General features: G+C 65.4%; 14 protein-coding genes. 4 read left to right on the top strand and 10 right to left on the bottom strand.

Going from position 1 to position 16,294, the window contains the following annotated elements; translation table 11 throughout:
- Nucleotides 1-73 precede the first annotated feature (73 nt).
- Nucleotides 74-1,495, top strand: coding sequence for a YeiH family protein (locus tag AC1DMY_RS16420; RefSeq protein ID WP_477165965.1), 1,422 nt, complete (start codon nt 74-76; stop codon nt 1,493-1,495).
- 291 nt (nt 1,496-1,786) lie between these two features.
- On the opposite strand, the gene yjgA is transcribed toward AC1DMY_RS16420, so the two are convergent.
- Both yjgA and AC1DMY_RS16430 read right to left on the bottom strand, forming a co-directional pair.
- Entirely contained in the window at nt 1,787-2,368 is a 582-nt protein-coding gene (gene yjgA / locus AC1DMY_RS16425) for a ribosome biogenesis factor YjgA (RefSeq protein ID WP_477165966.1), read from the bottom strand.
- 29 nt (nt 2,369-2,397) lie between these two features.
- The gene (locus tag AC1DMY_RS16430; RefSeq protein WP_046972880.1) at nt 2,398-2,646 is read right to left on the bottom strand and encodes a DUF1653 domain-containing protein; all 249 of its coding nucleotides are present in this window, start codon (nt 2,644-2,646) and stop codon (nt 2,398-2,400) included.
- Between the two features lie 112 nt (nt 2,647-2,758).
- Here AC1DMY_RS16430 and pmbA point away from each other — a divergent pair, with 112 nt between their 5' ends.
- Nucleotides 2,759-4,111, top strand: a complete 1,353-nt coding sequence (gene pmbA, locus AC1DMY_RS16435; RefSeq protein WP_477165967.1) for a metalloprotease PmbA — start codon at nt 2,759-2,761, stop codon at nt 4,109-4,111.
- Between the two features lie 98 nt (nt 4,112-4,209).
- Nucleotides 4,210-4,650 (top strand): DUF4870 domain-containing protein, encoded by a 441-nt coding sequence (locus tag AC1DMY_RS16440; RefSeq protein WP_477165968.1) that lies wholly within the window; start codon nt 4,210-4,212, stop codon nt 4,648-4,650.
- Nucleotides 4,651-4,691: 41 nt separating this feature from the next.
- On the opposite strand, the gene AC1DMY_RS16445 is transcribed toward AC1DMY_RS16440, so the two are convergent.
- The 8 genes from AC1DMY_RS16445 to AC1DMY_RS16480 form a co-directional block, all read right to left on the bottom strand.
- Nucleotides 4,692-5,441, bottom strand: coding sequence for a hypothetical protein (locus AC1DMY_RS16445; RefSeq protein WP_477165969.1), 750 nt, complete (start codon nt 5,439-5,441; stop codon nt 4,692-4,694).
- Nucleotides 5,442-5,532: 91 nt separating this feature from the next.
- Entirely contained in the window at nt 5,533-6,465 is a 933-nt protein-coding gene (locus tag AC1DMY_RS16450) for a polyprenyl synthetase family protein (protein ID WP_477165970.1), read from the bottom strand.
- A complete protein-coding gene (locus tag AC1DMY_RS16455; RefSeq protein WP_354013004.1) occupies nt 6,425-6,676 on the bottom strand; it encodes an exodeoxyribonuclease VII small subunit in 252 nt (83 codons plus the stop codon). The genes AC1DMY_RS16450 and AC1DMY_RS16455 overlap by 41 nt, the downstream gene beginning before the upstream one ends.
- Nucleotides 6,677-6,725: 49 nt before the next feature.
- A complete protein-coding gene (gene tilS, locus AC1DMY_RS16460; RefSeq protein WP_477165971.1) occupies nt 6,726-8,015 on the bottom strand; it encodes a tRNA lysidine(34) synthetase TilS in 1,290 nt (429 codons plus the stop codon).
- The gene (locus AC1DMY_RS16465; protein WP_046972876.1) at nt 8,008-8,763 is read right to left on the bottom strand and encodes an NYN domain-containing protein; all 756 of its coding nucleotides are present in this window, start codon (nt 8,761-8,763) and stop codon (nt 8,008-8,010) included. Before AC1DMY_RS16465 ends, tilS begins: the two co-directional genes overlap by 8 nt.
- Before the next feature lie 143 nt (nt 8,764-8,906).
- Entirely contained in the window at nt 8,907-9,863 is a 957-nt protein-coding gene (locus AC1DMY_RS16470; protein WP_121881621.1) for an acetyl-CoA carboxylase carboxyltransferase subunit alpha, read from the bottom strand.
- Nucleotides 9,864-10,425: 562 nt separating this feature from the next.
- Nucleotides 10,426-14,016, bottom strand: coding sequence for a DNA polymerase III subunit alpha (gene dnaE, locus AC1DMY_RS16475; RefSeq protein ID WP_477165972.1), 3,591 nt, complete (start codon nt 14,014-14,016; stop codon nt 10,426-10,428).
- A gap of 91 nt (nt 14,017-14,107) precedes the next feature.
- A complete protein-coding gene (locus AC1DMY_RS16480) occupies nt 14,108-14,659 on the bottom strand; it encodes a TlpA family protein disulfide reductase (protein WP_477165973.1) in 552 nt (183 codons plus the stop codon).
- Between the two features lie 160 nt (nt 14,660-14,819).
- Here AC1DMY_RS16480 and AC1DMY_RS16485 point away from each other — a divergent pair, with 160 nt between their 5' ends.
- Entirely contained in the window at nt 14,820-16,259 is a 1,440-nt protein-coding gene (locus tag AC1DMY_RS16485) for an amino acid permease (protein WP_477166125.1), read from the top strand.
- Nucleotides 16,260-16,294: the final 35 nt, after the last annotated feature.

Below are 16,294 nucleotides of genomic sequence, written 5' to 3' on the forward strand. Positions count from 1 at the left end.
GTCCGCTGCGGCTTTTCCGTTGGCCGCCCGGACGTCTGGACGTCCGGTTCATCTTTCGGTGAGGGGCGGTGCGATGAGCGAAGCGACACGAGTTCTGTCGGGTCAGGCCCGTGCCCAGGCGGCTGCCGCCACGCGCCCCGCGCGCTGGGGCGTGTTCTCCAACGAGGACTGGTGGTCGGTTTGGATTGGCCTGCTGGTGATCGTGGTGGCTTGGGCGTTATTCGCGAACGGCAGCAGCCTCAAGTGGCTGGCGGTGGCGCCGGCCAAGTGGAAGACGCTGGCCGAGGCGTGGCAGGGCGTGGTCTCGCACGCACCCAACTATCTCGCGCTGTTTGCTGCGTTCGCGCTGCTGTTCGGCACCGGGCTTGCCGTGCTCGGGCAGTCGCTGACGCGTTTTCTGCCTGCCTTTGCGATTCTGTTCGTGGTGTCGCTGCTGATCTTCACCGCCTCCGCGTGGGTCGAGGCGTCGCGCTACAACCTCGAGGCGCCCTTGCTTGCGCTGGGGCTGGGTCTGATCGTCTCCAACACGGTCACGTTGCCCGAGTGGTTCCAGTCGGGGCTGCGCGTTGAGTTCTACATCAAGGTAGGTATCGTGCTGCTCGGTGCCACCTTGCCGCTGACCCTGCTGTTCTGGGCCGGTCCGGTAGCGGTGGGGCAGGCGACCATCGTCTCGCTCGCCACGTTCTTCACCATCTTTTTGACCGGCAAGGCCTTGGGCCTCGATAAGCGTTTCGCCGCGGTGCTCGGCGTGGGTGGCGCGGTATGCGGCGTGTCCGCGGCCATTGCGAGCGGTGGCGCGGTGCGTGCGCGTCGCGAAGACACCTCGGTGGCCATCACCCTGGTGGTGGTGTGGGCGATCGTGATGATCTTCGTGTTGCCATTCGCGTCGCGCGCGCTGGGTTTGTCGACGCCAGTGGCCGGTGCGTGGATCGGTACGTCCGAGTTCGCGGACGCGGCCGGTGTAGCGGCGGCACAGGCTTACGGCGATGCTGCGCGCAACGCTGGCGGTGCCATTGCGGGCGCGCCGGATGCTGCCGTGCAGGCCTTTACGCTGATGAAGGTGGTGGGCCGCGATATCTGGATTGGCATCTGGGCCTTCGTGCTCGCGTGGGTTGCAACGACGCGTTGGAACACGGCTGAAGAAGGCGTGCAGGCAAAGGCCGATGTGCGCGAGATCTGGGCACGCTTTCCGAAGTTCGTGTTCGGCTTCGTCATCGCTTCAGCCTTGGTCACCTGGATCGCCAGCCACTACTCGCTGGCCGACTACCGCAAGGTGGTCACGCCGGATCTGGTGGCGCCGATCAGCACGTTGCGCACCTGGGCTTTCACGTTCTGCTTCCTGAGCATCGGACTCACGACGCGACTGCGTTCGCTGACGGCCACTGGATGGCGTCCGCTGGCGGCGTTTACCGCGGGAGTGGTGGTGAACGTGATCATCGGCTACGTGCTGTCGGTGCACGTGTTCGCCAATTATTGGAACGGCCTGGGCGGATGAGTGCGGTCGTGACACTCGCGGCGTGTTGCGCGCAATGTCGTCATCGTTGCGATGATCCGCAAAAGCTGGAGCTGCGCGTGCCGGGTTTGACGTCGTTTGGTTCGGCTTATGGCGCGAGCATCGGGGCGAGTGCGTTGTGCGAGGTGCACGATTGTTTTGTGTCGCCGGGAGATGTGTGCGCGCGATTCAGTGCCGTTGAAGACTGAGACGGGTTGAGTCGCGCACAGGGTGCGCTCCCACAAGTGACCTCGATCCTGTGGGAGCGCACCCTGTGCGCGACTCACGCTTGCCTCAATCCTCGTTTTCTTCCGGCGCGTCGTCTTCGTTCTGGTCGTCGGCTCCGTCGGTGCGGCTGCCTGCCGCCAGATCCTTCAGCAACTGATAAATTTCCCGATACGCCCGCGGCGGCTTGTTGCCGTCTTTTTCAATCTTGGCCTGGCGCACCAGCGAACGCAGGTGCTGGCGGTCGACATTCGGATACTGGGCGATCACCTCGCTCATGGCGTTGTCCGGATCGCTCAGCAGGCGATCGCGGGTGGCCTCCAGGCGGTGCATGGCAGCCGTTTCCTGCCGTTGGCGATCGCGGTTTTCGCCGAGTGCGGCCCGCACGCCTTCAAACACGCTGGCGTCGTGACGGCGCATCACCTTAGCCAGAAAGGCCAGCTGTCGCTTGCGCGCGATGTGGGCGGTGATGCGGCGCGTGTTGGCGATCTCGCGCTCCACATCTTCCGGCAGCTCCAGCTTGGCCAGCTTGCTCGGCGGCAGCTCGAGCAGCTGGACAGCCAAGGCGAGCACGGCAAGCGCGTCCTTGCGTTGCTGCGTGCGGGTCGGGCCGTAATCGTGGTCCGGATTGTCGGTGTAAGTGCGGTTCACAGGAGAATTCCAACGGATGGAGCAAACGCTCAGGGGGCAGCGATGACGCCGTCGAGCAGGTCCGGTTCGGCCTGTTCCAACGCGAAGCGGGAAATCGGCTCGCCCTCCAGCTCCACGGTTTCGCAGAACATGGCAGCGGGACGCACCCACAGGCCGTAGTCGCCATAGAGCGCCTGGTAGACCACTACCTCTTCCATCGTTTCGCTGTGCCGGGCGGTGCCCAGGACGCGGTAACGCTGGCCTTTGTAGTGGCGGTAGATGCCGGCTGTCAGTGACATGGCGTTCTCCGCGACGCTCCGTTGCTTTCGGGTGCGCGACCCCCACTTTCGGAGTGGCGCGGCTAGGACCGCGTATTCTACCCGTTCCCCGCTTGCCCGTAGGAATCGACGCGTGACCCAGCTCAGCCCCACCCAGGACCGCAGCAACGACGAACTCGACCGTCTGGCCCAATTGGCCGAAGACGTGATTCGCCGGGCCCGCGCTGCCGGCGCCAGCCAGGCCGAGGTGGCCGCCAGCATCGACACGGGCCTGAACGTGAACGTGCGCCTGGGCGAGGTGGAAACGGTGGAGCACACACGAGACCGCGGTTTCGGGCTTACCGTGTACTTCGGCCAGCGCAAGGGCTCGGCCAGCACGGCCGACCTCAACCCCGATTCGATCCAGGCTACGCTGGAACAGGCCTGCGCGATCGCCCGCTATACCGAGGAAGACCCGGCCGCCGGCCTGGCCGACGCGTCCCGCATGGCCACCCAGTTCCCCGACCTGGACCTGTGGCACCCGTGGCGCATCGAGACCGACCAGGCGATCGAACTCGGCAAGCAAATCGAAGATGCCGGTCGCGCCCACGCGGGCATCACCAACTCCGACGGCGCCAGCGTGCAGATGGGCGAAAGCCTGGCCGTCTACGCCAATTCACACGGTTTTGTCGGCCGCGAGCGCGGCACCCGTCACTCGCTGTCGGTGGCGCTGATTGCCGGCGACGACGACGGCATGCAGCGCGACTATTGGTACGACAGCGTGCGCTCGGCCGAGGATTTCATCAGCGCCCAGGCGCTCGGCGACAAGGCCGCACAGCGCACGCTGGCACGGATGGGCGCACGCTCGCTGTCGACGCGCCAGTGTCCGGTGCTGTTTACCCCGGAAGTGGCACGCGGACTGATCGGCCACCTGATTGGCGCCGTCAGCGGCGGCGCGCTGTACCGTCGCGCCAGCTTTCTGCTGGACCACGCCGGCAAGCAGGTCATGCCGTCCTGGATGAATATCGTGGAGCGTCCGTTCGTGATGCGCGGGCAGGGTTCGGGCTCGTTCGATGCCGAGGGCGTGGCCACGCGCGACAGCTCGCTGATCGATAACGGCGTGCTTGCGCGCTACGTGCTCGGCAGCTATTCGGCGCGCAAGCTGGGTCTGGCATCCACCGGCAATGCCGGCGGCATCCACAACATGATCGTGCAGCCCGGCCAGGACGATTTCGCAGGCATGCTCAAGCGCATGGGCACCGGCCTGGTGGTCACCGAAGTGATGGGGCAGGGCGTGTCCACCATCACCGGCGATTATTCGCGTGGCGCGGCCGGCTTCTGGGTGGAAAACGGCCAGATCGCCTACCCGGTGGAAGAGATCACCATCGCCGCGAACCTGCGTGACATGTACGCCAATATCGTGGCGGTGGGGGCGGATGTGGATCATCGCTCGCACCTGCTGACGGGCTCGATTCTGCTGGAGCAGATGACCATCGCCGGGGAGTGACTAGCTGCACCGGTATTGCGGGCGGACACTTGCTAGGATGAGGCCGTCAGCACTAGCTGGCAGAACAATCAGGCCTTTACGACCCAGGAGATGCACGCATGAGCGTTCCGCCCGAGTCCGTCGTACCGCCCCCGTCGAGCGGCCCTGCCGTGCCGCCGTCCGATGTCCCCAGCGTCCAGGAGCGCCAGTGGGCCATGTTCGCCCATCTGTCCGCGCTGCTCGGCCTCATCATCACCGGCCATTGGTTCGGCTGGGGATGTTTCCTCGGGCCGCTGGTCATCTGGTTGGTGAAGAAGGACAGCATGCCCTTCGTCAATGACCAGGGCAAAGAGGCGCTGAACTTCAACATCACCGTGGCCATCGTGTTCTTTGCACTGTTCGTGCTCACCCTGATCACGCTGGGCCTTGGCGTGTTGATTGCCGTCCCCGTGGGCATCGTGGTTGGTGTGGCGTGGCTGGTATTCACCATCATTGCCGCCATTCGCGCTAACGAGGGGGTGCGCTATCGCTACCCGTTCACCTTGCGGCTGATCAGCTGAGCCAGCAAGAAAAAGGCGACCCTCGGGTCGCCTTTTTCCTTTCAGTGCAAGCCCACGTAGACGCGTTTGAAGCCCACCGGTTGCTCCAGCGTAGGCACCTTCCAGGCGCCGGTCACGACCATCTGCTTGCCGTCGTCCGACGTGGCCCAGGTCTGGTCCAGCTGGGTGCCGTCGGCGTAACGGATAGTCACCACCAGCTGGCCACCCATGATCTGGCCACGCACCATCGCGTTGCCATTGAGCGACTGGCGGGCCACGCCGTCCAGCTTGCCCGTGAGCTGATCGCCGTTGCTCAGGTGCACCTGGAAGGTTTTGGCGTCCTGCTGCACCAGCAATACAGAGTCGGTCTGCAGCATCGGCGGCATCGGGTAGGTGGCCGTCGCGATAGGGTCTTTGTCGGTCGCTGGCGCGGTCTTGCTGTCGCCACCGCCGCCACCGTGGCCGTGACCGCCGCCGCCCATGCCGCCACCGTGGCCGCCACCGCCCATCCCGCCGCCACCCATACCGCCCCCGCCCATGCCGCCACCACCGTGGCGACCGCCGCCATGCGTGCCCGCAGGCGTCGCACTGGATGACGACGAGGCGGGTGCAGAGGACTGCTGGCGCACCGCGAGCTCCTTGCGCGCTTCCACGCGCATCGCGTTGGTCAGGCCATCCGCGTTATCGCTATTGCGGTCGTCCAGGCGCCAGGCGCCGGAAAAATCGGTGGACTGCGCCGCGATGGCGGCGCCGGCCACCAGCATGAGCGTGGCGCCGAGCCAGCGGCTGCGAATGAAGCGGGGTAATGGCATCGGGTTCGCGCAGTCGGGGATTCAACACGCAGGAACGTTCGAGCGTGGCGACTGTTGACCAGTTGCCGGCAGCGCGCTGTGGAGCGGATGCTCAGCGCAGGCGCGCAGCGGCGTAGCGGGCGAGTTCTTCCAGCAGGCTGGCGCGTTCGCCGAAGGGGGCGATGGCGTCGAGCGCATCCTGGGTGAGGCGTGCCAGATGTTCGCGCGACGCCTCCATGCCGATGATCGAAGGGAAGGTCGGCTTATCGGCGGCCGCGTCCTTGCCCGCGGTCTTGCCGAGCACGGCCGACTCGCCTTCCACGTCAAGGATGTCGTCGCGCACCTGGAAGGCCAGGCCGACGGCATGGCCATAGCGATCGAGGGCCAGGAGGTCCTCGTCCGAGGCTCCGGCGGCCAGGCCGCCCAGGCGTACGGCGGCACGAATCAGCGCGCCGGTCTTGCAGGCATGCATGAACTCAAGCTCCGCGAGCGTGAGCTTGCGCCCCACCGCGGCCAGGTCCAGCGCCTGGCCACCGGCCATGCCGTCGGCACCGCAGGCGCGGCCGAGCACGCGCAGCATCTCCACGCAGCGCGCGGGCGAGACGCCAAGGTCCACGTCATGGGCCAGCAGTTCGAACGCCAGGGCCTGCAGTGCATCGCCGGCCAGGATGGCCATCGCCTCGCCAAACACGATGTGGCAGGTGGGGCGGCCGCGCCGCATGGCATCGTCGTCCATCGCCGGCAGGTCGTCGTGCACCAGCGAATAGGCGTGGATCAACTCCACCGCCACCGCGGGCGCATCGAGGCGCGATCCGGTTTCGCCGAACGCGTGGCCGGCCGCATAGACCAGCAGCGGACGCAGCCGCTTGCCGCCGCCGAGCACGGCGTAACGCATCGCCCGGTGCAACTCGATGGGGGCGGTGTCTTCCGGTGGCAGGGAACGGACGAGCGCCTCTTCGGCGCGGGCGATCAGCGACTTGAGCTGGGCGCCAAGCTCGGAGCTCTCAGAGCTCGGGTTCAAAAGGTTCGGCTGTGTCTGGGGCATCGGGGTCGAGCAGCATCCGTACGCGCAACTCGGCATTTTCCAATGCCTGCTGGCAATGGCGATAGAGGCCGATGCCGCGTTCGAAGGAGGACAGGGATTCGTCCAGGCTCAATTCACCGCCTTCCATACGCGCAACCAACTGCTCGAGTTCGTCCAGCGAGTGTTCGAAATCGGCGGCGGGGGCGACGGGGACGGATGCTGACTTGGCCATGGCCCGCAAAGCTAGCGCAGGGGCGGTGCGGAATCAATCGCAACAACGCTCAGTAGGCCGGTTGCCATAGGGGCCGTGCCTCGCCGAACAAGGCCACGCCACGCGCACTCAGCCAGCGGTCGCCCACCCCGATCAGTTCCTCGCCCGCGTAGAGGAGCGGACAGGCCAGTCGACGCCATGGCGGCATGCCGCCCTGCTGGAACAGGTCACGCAGTTCGCGGGTGTGCGCATCGCCTGCCGGGCGCAGCTGCTCGCCGCCTCGGCGCAGGCGGATGCTGAGCGCGTCGCTCAGCTGCCCGGGCGGATCAAGCCGCAGGCTCCCGCCATCGGGCAAGGCCAGCGGCTCGCCATGCCAGTCAGCACCCCATTGCGGATCGATCAGCGGCTGCGGCGGCAGCGCCCACAGGCGTCCCCGCCACACATGCACCTCGGCGCCTGGCCAGCGGATGCAGGGCAGCTGTCCGTCGCGGGCGCCGCACTGGCGTTCGATCTGCTCGCGCTGGGCGGTGGTGGGCGCGGTGAGTCCGCGGGCGTGCAGCCAATCGTCCAGCAGCGGATGCCGCAGCGCGGGCGAAAGCGCGAGCCAGCCGTGGGCGTCGAGGCTGCCGTTGGTGGTGTCGAGCAAGCGCGCCTGTTCGCTACGCCATTGCCGCTCCAGCGTTTCGGTGGCGGCGCGATGAAGGCTGGCGCTGTGCACGATGGAATCGACCGCCTGCGGCCAATGTTGGGTGAGGCGCGGCAGGATCTCGTGGCGCAGAAAATTCCGCGAGAGTCGCGCGTCGTTGTTCGACGGATCGTCGATGCACGGGAGTTCGTGCTGCGCCACGTAACGGCGCAATTCATCTCGCGGCGTGTCCAGCAGCGGACGCCACAGCAGGCCTTCGCCGAGACGACGCGTCGCACGCATGCCGCCCAGTCCTTCAGGGCCGGCGCCACGCAGCAACTTCAGCAGAACGGTTTCAGCCTGATCGTCGCGATGGTGCGCCAGCAACAGTCGTTCGCCTTTTTGCAGCGAGGCGGCGAAGGCGCGATAACGCGCATCGCGCGCAGCGGCCTCCAGGCCATAGCCGCGCGCATGATCGACGTGGACGCGCAACACCAGGCACGGCACACCCCACTCGCGCGCCATCTGTTTGCAGCGTTCGGCCCAGGTAGCGCTGTCCGCATGCAAACCGTGGTCGATATGCAGGGCGCGCAGCTCGCGCGCTTTTGCTTCCGGCAATAGGGCGAGCGCATGCAGCAGCGCGGTGGAATCGGGGCCGCCGCTGTACGCGACGCACAGGTGTCCTTGCGGTTGCTGCTGCAAGGCGTGGCGGAGCGTGTCGATCAGCTTATTCACGAGCCGCTGTCTTCTTGCCCTTGTTGCGCACGTAGATCACCTTGGGGCGTCCTTCGCCGGGACTGCGGCGATCGAGTTCGAACAGTGTGGTGGCGGCAATCAATTCGCTCAGCTTGTTGTAGCCATAGCTGCGAGCGTCGAAGTTCGGGCGCTGCTTGGTGATGATGGAACCCACGCCGCCGAGTGCGGCCCAGCCGTCGTCGTCCGAGGCCGCTTCCAGGGCATTGCGCAACAGGTTTACCAGGCTGGAATCCTGCTTGAGCTGGGCGGCCGTGCGTGGCTTGAGCGGCTGCTCTTCATCGGGTTTGCCGACGATGATGTCGGTGTAGATGAACTTGTCGCAGGCAGCCACGAAGGGATCAGGTGTCTTGCGTTCGCCGAAACCGTAGACGATCAACCCCGACTCGCGGATGCGCGCGGCCAGGCGAGTGAAGTCGCTGTCGCTGGAGACGATGCAGAAGCCATCGAAGCGCCCCGAATAGAGCAAGTCCATCGCATCGATGATCATCGCCGAATCGGTGGCGTTCTTGCCGCTGGTGTAGCCGAACTGCTGGATCGGCTGGATCGACTGGGTGAGCAGTTGCTCTTTCCAGCTCTTCAGGTGATTGGACGTCCAATCGCCGTAAGCGCGTTTGACGTGCGCGGTGCCGTACTTGGCCACTTCGGCGAGCAACGGCTCGGCAATCGCCGGTTGTGCGTTGTCGGCATCGATCAGGACAGCCAGCTTGCTGGTGTGTTCGTTTGCCATGGACGCGATTCCGGGCGGCGTTGGCACGGATGGTAGCGCGCTGGGGCGACGATCGTATTTCTTTGTAGGAGCGCACTTGTGCGCGACCGGCTTTGCGATGCAGTGCGGTCGCGCACAAGTGCGCTCCTACAGGGAGGCCGTCGTTACTCGACGTACGCGCCGTAGCCGCGCAGGCGCTTGTAGCGCAGGTCCATCAGGTCCTTGACCGGCAGCGCTTCCAGCTCGTCGAGCTGGTTGAGCAGCACGGCTTTCAGGCGCACCGCCATCGAGTGCGGGTTGCGATGGGCGCCGCCCAGCGGCTCGCGCACGACCTTGTCGACCAGGCCCAGCTCCAGCAGGCGCGGCGCGGTGAGGCCCAGGGCCTCGGCGGCGTCGCGGGCCTTCTCGGCGCTCTTCCACAGAATGGACGCACAGCCTTCGGGCGAGATCACCGAATACGTGGAGTACTGCAGCATGATCGTGCGATCGCCCACGCCGATGGCCAGCGCGCCGCCCGAGCCGCCTTCACCGATCACCGTGCAGATGATCGGCGTCTTCAGATCGGCCATTTCCAGCAGGTTGCGGGCGATGGCTTCGGACTGGCCGCGTTCTTCGGCGCCGACGCCGGGATAGGCTCCCGGGGTGTCGATCAGGGTGATCAGGGGCAGGCCGAAACGCTCGGCCATCTTCATCAGGCGCAGCGCCTTGCGGTAACCCTCGGGGCGCGGCATGCCGAAATTGCGGCGCACCTTGCCCTTGGTATCGCGCGCCTTCTGGTGGCCGATGATCATCACCGAGCGACCGTTGATGCGGCCCAGGCCACCCACGATGGCGGCATCGTCCGAGTAGGCGCGGTCGCCGGCCAGCTCATGGAACTCGTCGCACATCACGCTGATGTAATCGAGCGTGTACGGACGGCCCGGATGGCGCGACAACTGAGTCACCTGCCAGGGCGTGAGGTTGCGGAAGATCTCGTTGGTCTTGAGCTTCAGCTTCTCGCGCAGGCGGGCGACTTCTTCGTCGATGTTGAACGCCTGCCCGTGACTGGCATGGCGAAGCTCTTCAATCTTCGCGTCCAGCTCGGCGATGGGTTGTTCGAAATCGAGGAAGTTGGGATTCATTCGGTGCAGTTCATGACACGGAAGCGCGCAAGTATACCGGGCCGCGGAATTTCGCGGGAACGGGGGCGTATGGGGTTAGGAAAGAGTAAAGAGAGGCCTTTTTGTGGCCGTGAGTCTAGATTGGCCCCTCACCCCGGCCCTCTCCCCGGAGGGGAGAGGGAGAAGTGATGCTCACCGCGAAACCTGGCAAACCAAGGGCCATGCGAAGCGAGCCCCCGCTTTAAGTCCTCGGCGATTCGGGTGCGTTGCGCAGCGCTTTGTAGTACCCGCTGTGTACCCTCGGAGGTTGTCCCATGACGGTGCACCTCGAGCGTTCGGGCTTATCCAAACACGATGCTGCGGGCGTCATCAGGCCATTTTCTTTGGGTTACTTTCGACGCGAAGCTAGTCCCGTGGGATCTTTTGGGCCAGCAAAAGAAAAGTGACTCGGTCGGCGGCAGCCGATCGAAACGCCCGCCGCGTAGGCGGCACGCTGGCGGAGAGGCAACAACGGGAGACTGACGAAACTGGAATCCGGCCTGCGTCGGAATGACGACTAGGAAAGGACGCGCCGACCGGTCAATCAATCCCCTCGCGGCCGATCATCCGTCTTCACAATCCTCAACTTGGCAGCCTCCACCCCAGGCACCGCCCGAATCGCCCGCAACAACTCCGGAATAGCATCCACCCGCCATTCCTCGCCCAATTCCAGGTCCGCCTGCGCCGTAGCGTTGTGATACCCGTAAAGAATCACGCTAGCGCGCCCACCCCGGTAACCAGCCAGCGTCCGCCGCAGGTCCTCGATGAAAGCCGGGTTCACCCCGTTCAGTTTTAAACGCAGCAGGCGTGCGTAGCGGCGGCAGCCGTCGCCGAGGGTGTAGGCGCTGCGGGCGCGCAGGGCGAAGCCGCCGCCGGAGAAATCGTCGATGCGCAGGCCGCCTTCCACTACCAGCATTTCGTCGCGCGTCAGCAGCGGCGCCACCTGCTGGTAGAGCTCGCCGAAGAAGCTCACCTCGATGATGCCGGTGCCGTCCTCCAGCCGCACGAAGGCATCGCTATCGCCGCGCTTGCGGATGGCCGTGACCATGCCGGCCACGGTCCACGGTGTATCCGGGCCGCGACGGAAACGGTTGTTGTCGCCGTCATCGTTCTTGCGCGGCTTGGGCGGCTGGTAGCGATCGCCGATCTCGCCCAGCGGGCAGGTGGACAGCTGCGCCAGTTCATCCTTCCACGGATCGGTGGGATGGCCGGAAAGGTAATGGCCTAGCGTGTCGCGTTCGCCCTGCAGCAATTGTTCCAGCGGCCACTCGGGCACGGTGGGAAGATCGACCTGCACGACGGGTGCGACGCTTCCCATCATGGCGCCGAACATGTCGTTCTGGCCGCTCTGCCGATCGCGCAAATGCTGCTCGGCAACCTTCATCGCGTTCGGCAACTGCGCCATCAGGCTGGCGCGATTCTCTGCCAGTGCATCGAGCGAGCCGGAAAGAATCAGCGCTTCGAGCACGCGTCGATTGAGCTTGGTCGAATCCACGCGACGGCAGAAGTCGGGCAGATCCTTGTAGGGGCCGTTGCGTTTGCGTTCGTCGGCAATCGCTTCGCACGCGCCCTGGCCGACACCCTTGATCGCGCCCAAGCCGTAGCGGATCGTGCGGGCGCCCTGGCGTCCGGTGGACGATGACCCGTCCGCTTCCACCGCCACGAACATGAACTCGGACGCGTTGACGTCAGGCGGCAACACCTTCAGGCCGATCGCCTTGGACTCGTCGATGAAGGTGACGGCCTTGTCGGTGTTGTCCATGTCCGACGAAATCGTCGCGGCCATGAACTCGGCGGGGTAGTGCGCCTTCAGCCACGCGGTCTGATATGAAACGAGCGCGTATGCCGCGGCATGCGACTTGTTGAAGCCGTAGCCGGCGAACTTTTCCATCAAGTCGAAGATGGCGTCGGCCTTGTCGCCGGTCAGCCCATCCTTGGCGGCGCCCTCGCGGAACTTGGCGCGTTCCTTCGCCATTTCCTCGAGTTTCTTCTTGCCCATCGCGCGGCGCAGCAGGTCGGCGCCGCCGAGCGAATAACCGCCGACGATCTGCGCCATCTGCATCACCTGCTCCTGATAGACCATGATGCCGTAGGTCTCTTTCAGGATCGGCTCGACGCGCGGGTCGGGATAGATCACATCCTCGCGGCCATGCTTGCGCGCCACGAAGCTGGGGATCAGATCCATCGGGCCGGGGCGATACAAGGCCACCAGCGCGATGATGTCTTCGAAGCGGTCGGGCTTGGCGTCCTTGAGCATGCGTTGCATGCCGGAGGATTCGAGCTGGAATACGGCCACCGTCTGCGCTTTTTTCAGCAGGTCGTAGGTGGGCGCGTCGGTGAGCGGCAGCGCGGCGATATCCAGCGGCGCTTCGCCGCAAGTCTCGCGGCGCAGATTGATGGCCTTCACCGCCCAGTCGATGATGGTCAGCGTGCGCAGGCCGAGGAAGTCGAACTTCACCAGGCCGACGGCTTCCACGTCGTCTTTGTCGTACTGCGTCACCACGCCGGTGCCGCCCGGTTCGCAGTACAGCGGTGCGAACTCGGTCAGCGGCTTGGGGCCGATCACCACGCCGCCGGCGTGCTTGCCCACGTTACGGGTGAGGCTTTCCAGGCTGAGTGCGAGGTCGATCAGCGTGCGCGCTTCTTCGTCCTGCTCGTAGAGTTCGCAGAACTCCTTGACGATGCGGTCGGGCTCTTTCTTGGCTTTTTCCGAGCGACCCAGCGCGCATTGCAGCGTGAGGTCGAGCGGACGTGCAGGAATCAGCTTGGCGATGCGGTCGACCGCGTTATAGCCCATGCCGAGCACGCGACCGGAATCGCGCAGCACAGCCTTCGCCGCCATCGAGCCGTATGTGATGATCTGGCTGACATGATCGCGGCCGTATTTGCGCGCGACATAGTCAATCACCTCATCGCGGCGATCCATGCAGAAGTCGATGTCGAAGTCGGGCATCGACACGCGTTCGGGATTGAGGAATCGCTCGAACAGCAGGTCGAACTGGATCGGATCCAGGTCGGTGATCTTCAGCACCCACGCCACCAGCGAGCCCGCGCCCGAACCACGGCCCGGTCCGACGGGAATGCCGTTCTGCTTACCCCAGTTGATGAAGTCCGCCACGATCAGGAAGTAGCCGGGGAAGCCCATCTTGATGATGACGTCCAGCTCGCGTTCCAGGCGCGTTTCGTATTCCTCGCGCGTACGGCCCGGCGCCACGCCGGCGAATTCGAGTCGCTCTCTCAGGCCCTCGCGCGAAATCTCGCGGATATAGCTGGCCAGGTCGTGGCCTTCCGGGACCGGGAAATCAGGCAGGTAGTAGGTGCCGAAATCCAGTTCCAGCGAGCAGCGTTTGGCCAGCTCGATGGTGTTTTCCAGCGCCTCGGGAAGATCGGCGAACAGCGCCTCCATTTCTTCCGGCGACTTCAGGTACTGCTGGTTGCTGTAGTCGCGCGGGCGCTTGGGATCGGCCAGTACGCGGCCCTGGTTGATGCACACGCGCGCTTCGTGCGATTCGAAGTTGTCCGCCTTGAGGAAGCGCACGTCGTTGCTGGCGATCACCGGCAGGTCGAGCTCGCTGGCCAGGGCCAGGGCGGCCGCATTCCAGTTTTCCTCGCCGTCGCGACCGGTGCGGGTCAGCTCGAGATACAGGCGATCGGCCATCTGCTGGGCGAACGGTCGCAGGCGGGCTGCCGCGTTGGTCACGCCCTGGTTGACGGCGATACGTCCGGCTTCGCTTTCGCGGCCGAGCAAGGCGATCAGGCCACGGGTCGCGTCTTCGGTCAGCCAGCTGGCATCAACCAACGCACGGCCACTGTGCTGACCGTCGCGCCACGCGCGCGACACCAGGCGGGACAGATTGAGGTAACCCTCGCGGTCCTGGCAGACGACCGTCAGACGCCAGGGACGCGGATCATCCGGCGCGCTCACCCAAAGGTCGCAGCCACCGATCGGCTTGATGCCGGCGGCACTGCACGCCTTGTAGAACTTCACCAGCGCGAACATGTTGCTGTCGTCGGTCAGCGCAACGGCCGGGATACCCAGGCGCACGCAGGCTTCGACCAGTCCCTTGATGCGGACAGTCGAGTCGACCAGCGAATATTCGCTGTGCAAGTGAAGGTGAGCGAAGCGAACGGACATGGCGCACGCGCGAGATGGATGTTCAGCCTAACGGTGCTGCACGGGGCGGGCAAGAATTGACATTACCTGCCGCCCGCTTTTCCCCGTGGGATCAGGAAGATGTCGGGGTCGCCGTGGCTGGCCTGGTCGCCTCGGGGGCGGGTTGGGCCAGCAGTTCGTCCACTTCCGCCATGATGGTGTCCAGCGAATCTTCGCCATAGCCCGTATGCACGTGGGCGATGCGCCCGTCGCGGCCGATCATCACCATGAAGGGCAGGCCGTTGATCGCGTACGGCTTGCCGATGCGGTTGTCGGCGGCATCGAAAGTCAGGATCACGTCGAGGTTCTGCCAGCGGCGGCGCAAGTCCTTGAACTTGTCGTACTCGTCTTCGTGATTGACGCCGATCACCTTCAGCTCGTCCGCGCCCTTGAGCTTTTGCAGCGCGGCCAGCACGGGCAGCTCCTTGCGGCAGTAGGCGCACCACGAAGCCCAGAAGGAAACGATCACCACTTTGCCGCGCATGCCGGACACCAGCACGTCATGTCCGTCGCGGTCGTGGCCGAGATAGTCGGGCGGAACATCGCCGGGTCCGGGGCGGGCCTGGGCGAGGGTCGCGACGGCAAGCGCCAGCACGGCCAGCGTCGTTCGAATCGAGTGTCGCATCGTCTCTCCCCCTGGATGGGCGAAGCATAGCCGAGGCCCGGGCCGGAGCCGTGGCGTCGATCAGCCGGACCTATGGCGGTTGCAGGGAAGGGCGGGGACTGGCATGGTCGAACGCTTTATCCATCTGCACGGCGGCCTGATGCCTGCCGGGGAAGCACCGATGTCATTGATCCGATCGCTGTTCACTGCCAAACCCATCGAGTCGTCGTTGACGGCCAGCGACAACCTGCGGCGTACGCTGGGCCTCAAGGATCTGATCGTACTGGGCGTGGGTGCGGTGATCGGCGCAGGCATCTTCGTGATCACCGGGCAGGCAGCGGCCGAGCATGCGGGTCCGGCCTTGACCCTCTCTTTCGTGCTGGCTGGCCTTGCCGCGGCACTGGCCGCGCTGAGCTACGCGGAATTCGCCGCCATGCTGCCGGTCTCGGGCAGCGCCTACGTCTATGCGTACGCCACCTTCGGCGAGTTGCTGGCCTGGTTTATCGGCTGGAACGTCGTGGCCGAGTACCTGCTGGCGGTGTCGTCGGTGGCGGTAGGCTGGTCCGGTTACGGCGTGGGTCTGCTGCACAGCATGGGCATCGATGTCCCCAGCGTGCTGGCCAATGCGCCGCTGGCTTTCCATGACGGTCACTTCGTGGTGACTGGCGCATGGATCAACTTGCCGGCGTTGCTGGTGGTGGCCGCGATCACGGCCTTGCTCTACACGGGAACGCGGCAATCGACCTTGTTCGCCAGCGTCGTGGTAGTGGTCAAGGTGCTGGTGGTGATCCTGTTCGTGGTGTTTGGCCTGCAATACATCGACACGTCGCTGTGGCACCCCTATGTGCCGGCCAATCAGGGCGGCGACCATTACGGCTGGAGCGGCGTGTTCCGTGCGGCGACCAGCGTGTTCTACGCGTACATCGGCTTCGACGCGGTGGCCACGGCAGCGCAGGAAACGCGCAATCCGCAGCAGAACGTGCCCGCCGGCATCCTGATCTCGCTGGCTGTGTGCACCGTGCTCTACATCATCGTGGCGGCGGTGCTCACGGGGCTGGTCCCGTTTGCCCAGCTCGCCACCGCCGAGCCAGTCGCGACCGCGCTGGCGGCGCATCCACAGCTCGCCTGGCTCAAGCTGCTGACGCAGGTGGGTGCCGTGGCCGGCCTGACCTCGGTGATCCTGGTGATGCATCTGGGCCTGGCCCGCATCCTTTACAGCATGGCCGGCGATGGTTTGTTGCCGCGCATGTTCGGCGCCGTGCACGAGCGCTTCCAGACGCCGCATCGCACGACTGTGCTGGTGGGTCTGGTCGGCGGCGTGCTGGCGGCGGTGTTTCCGCTGAGCCTGCTCGGCGACCTGCTCTCGATGGGCACGCTGCTGGCTTTCGCCACGGTATGCGTCGGCGTGCTGGTCCTGCGTCGCACGCGTCCTGATTTGCCGCGTGGCTTCCGCGTGCCTGCCGCCGCGGTGGTGTGCCCGCTGGGCGTGGCGGTGTGCCTGTTCCTGCTCGCGCAGATGAATGCCGGCAACTGGATGCTGCTGGCCGGTTGGACGGCGCTCGGCATGCTCATCTATGTCGGCTACGGCTATCGGCACAGTCTGCTGCGGGCGCGCGACTGATCACCCATTTCAAGGCGACGATGGCGCTCCATCGT

Source organism: Dyella sp. 01L423 (genome assembly GCF_056399945.1).

Excerpts from the sequence above, each read along its gene's own strand:
- AC1DMY_RS16420 (WP_477165965.1), top strand. The coding sequence starts at position 74 with ATGAGCGAAGCGACACGAGTTCTGTCGGGTCAGGCCCGTGCCCAGGCG.
- AC1DMY_RS16430 (WP_046972880.1), bottom strand. The coding sequence starts at position 2,646 with ATGTCACTGACAGCCGGCATCTACCGCCACTACAAAGGCCAGCGTTAC.
- AC1DMY_RS16440 (WP_477165968.1), top strand. The coding sequence starts at position 4,210 with ATGAGCGTTCCGCCCGAGTCCGTCGTACCGCCCCCGTCGAGCGGCCCT.
- AC1DMY_RS16445 (WP_477165969.1), bottom strand. The coding sequence starts at position 5,441 with ATGCCATTACCCCGCTTCATTCGCAGCCGCTGGCTCGGCGCCACGCTC.
- AC1DMY_RS16450 (WP_477165970.1), bottom strand. The coding sequence starts at position 6,465 with ATGCCCCAGACACAGCCGAACCTTTTGAACCCGAGCTCTGAGAGCTCC.
- AC1DMY_RS16455 (WP_354013004.1), bottom strand. The coding sequence starts at position 6,676 with ATGGCCAAGTCAGCATCCGTCCCCGTCGCCCCCGCCGCCGATTTCGAA.
- AC1DMY_RS16465 (WP_046972876.1), bottom strand. The coding sequence starts at position 8,763 with ATGGCAAACGAACACACCAGCAAGCTGGCTGTCCTGATCGATGCCGAC.
- AC1DMY_RS16470 (WP_121881621.1), bottom strand. The coding sequence starts at position 9,863 with ATGAATCCCAACTTCCTCGATTTCGAACAACCCATCGCCGAGCTGGAC.
- dnaE (WP_477165972.1), bottom strand. The coding sequence starts at position 14,016 with ATGTCCGTTCGCTTCGCTCACCTTCACTTGCACAGCGAATATTCGCTG.
- AC1DMY_RS16480 (WP_477165973.1), bottom strand. The coding sequence starts at position 14,659 with ATGCGACACTCGATTCGAACGACGCTGGCCGTGCTGGCGCTTGCCGTC.
- AC1DMY_RS16485 (WP_477166125.1), top strand. The coding sequence starts at position 14,820 with ATGTCATTGATCCGATCGCTGTTCACTGCCAAACCCATCGAGTCGTCG.